General features: G+C 69.4%; 2 protein-coding genes. Both read left to right on the top strand.

Annotated features, from left to right (window positions below; translation table 11 throughout):
- A partial coding sequence (locus B9S61_RS18060) for an ABC transporter permease (protein WP_103543195.1) occupies positions 1-845 on the top strand: 845 nt, incomplete at its 5' end.
- A complete protein-coding gene (locus tag B9S61_RS18055; protein ID WP_103543194.1) occupies positions 838-1716 on the top strand; it encodes an ABC transporter ATP-binding protein in 879 nt (292 codons plus the stop codon). The genes B9S61_RS18060 and B9S61_RS18055, both read left to right, overlap by 8 nt.
- Positions 1717-1943 lie beyond the last annotated feature (227 nt).

The raw sequence follows: 1943 nt of genomic DNA, 5'->3' as shown, positions 1-1943 counted from the left end.
ACGGCCTCACGGTCAGCGGCGCCCGGCCGTCCCTCGGCGCGTACGTGCGTCAGCTCTGGGGGCGGCGGCACTTCATCGTCGCCTTCTCGCAGGCGAAGCTCACCGCCCAGTACAGCCAGGCCAAGCTCGGCCAGTTGTGGCAGGTGGCGACGCCGCTGCTGAACGCGGCGGTGTACTTCTTCATCTTCGGTCTGCTGCTGGGCGCCAACCGGGGCATTCCGAGTGATGTGTACGTGCCGTTCCTGGTGACGGGCGTGTTCGTGTTCACGTTCACGCAGAGCTCGGTGCTGGCCGGTGTGCGGGCCATCTCCGGCAACCTGGGCCTGGTGCGGGCGCTGCACTTCCCGCGGGCCTCGCTGCCGATCTCGTTCGCGCTCCAGCAGCTCCAGCAGCTGCTGTTCTCCATGATCGTGCTGGTCGTCATCATGCTGGCCTTCGGTAACCTCCCGGGCCTGTCGTGGCTGCTGGTGGTGCCCGCGCTGACGCTGCAGTTCGTGTTCAACACCGGTCTCGCGCTGGTCTTCGCGCGGATGGGCAGCAAGACGCCCGACCTGGCGCAGCTGATGCCGTTCGTGCTGCGTACCTGGATGTACGCCTCGGGCGTGATGTTCAGCATCCCGGCGATGCTGCGCGACAAGGACGTCCCCGGCCGGCTGGCCGACGTGCTGCAGTGGAACCCGGCGGCGGTCTACATGGACCTGGTCCGCTTCGCGCTGATCGACGACTACGGAACCTCCTACCTGCCCCCGCACGTGTGGGCGTTCGCGGTGGGCTGGGCACTGCTGGCCGGCGCGGCCGGTTTCGTCTACTTCTGGAAGTCCGAGGAGAGGTACGGCCGTGGCTGACACCACCGACCGGAAGGTCCCCACCGTCATCGCCGACGGCGTCGACATCGTCTACCGGGTCAACGGCACCGGCGCCGGGCGCGGCACCGCGACCGCCGCCCTCAACCGCATGCTGCGCCGCAAGCACACCGAGAAGGTCTCCGGCGTGCGCCGGGTGCACGCCGTGCGGAACGTGTCCTTCGTCGCCCACCGGGGCGAGGCCATCGGCCTGATCGGCACCAACGGCAGCGGCAAGTCGACCCTGCTCAAGGCCGTCGCCGGCCTGCTCCCGGTGGAGAAGGGCCGCATCTACACCGACGGCCAGCCCTCCCTGCTCGGCGTCAACGCGGCTCTGATGCGCGACCTGACCGGCGAGCGGAACGTCATGCTGGGCGGGCTCGCGATGGGCATGTCCCGCGAGGAGATCAAGGCCCGCTACCAGGAGATCGTCGACTTCTCCGGCATCAACGAGAAGGGTGACTTCATCACCCTGCCGATGCGCACCTACTCCTCCGGCATGGCCGCCCGGCTGCGCTTCTCCATCGCCGCCGCCAAGGACCACGACGTCCTCCTCGTCGACGAGGCGCTGGCCACCGGCGACCGCTCCTTCCAGAGGCGTTCCGAGGCGCGCATCCGCGAGCTGCGGGGACATGCCGGGACGGTGTTCCTGGTCAGCCACAACAACAAGTCGATCCGCGACACCTGCGACCGCGTGCTCTGGCTGGAGCGCGGTGAGCTGCGCATGGACGGGCCGACCGACGAGGTGCTCAAGGAGTACGAGGCGTTCACCGGGGAGAACACCGCCCGGCCGGGGCAGGCCCCGAAACCCCGGGCCGCCGCCGCGAAGACGGACCCCGCGCCGGACGGAACCAGGGTTCCGCTTCCCTCGTGAGGCCTACGCCCCGTGTCCACTTCGTCGCATTGATGACAATATGACCGAAGAGGACCGTCCGGAGCGACGAGCAGCCGAAGGAGCCCCGCGATGCCCGAGCTCAGCGTCATCGTCCACGGGCCGAACACCCAGGACCACCTGACCGGCCTCCTCGGCTCGCTCACCGCCCACCCCCTGCCGGACACCGAGGTCGTCGTCGCCGCCGTCGGCGACTGGGCCCGCGAGAC

Source organism: Streptomyces sp. SM1 (genome assembly GCF_002910825.1).
GTDB classification, from domain to species: Bacteria; Actinomycetota; Actinomycetes; order Streptomycetales; family Streptomycetaceae; genus Streptomyces; species Streptomyces okerensis.
The sequence above is the reverse complement of the archived record's forward strand: the minus strand, read 5'-3'. Positions and strand labels throughout refer to the sequence as shown.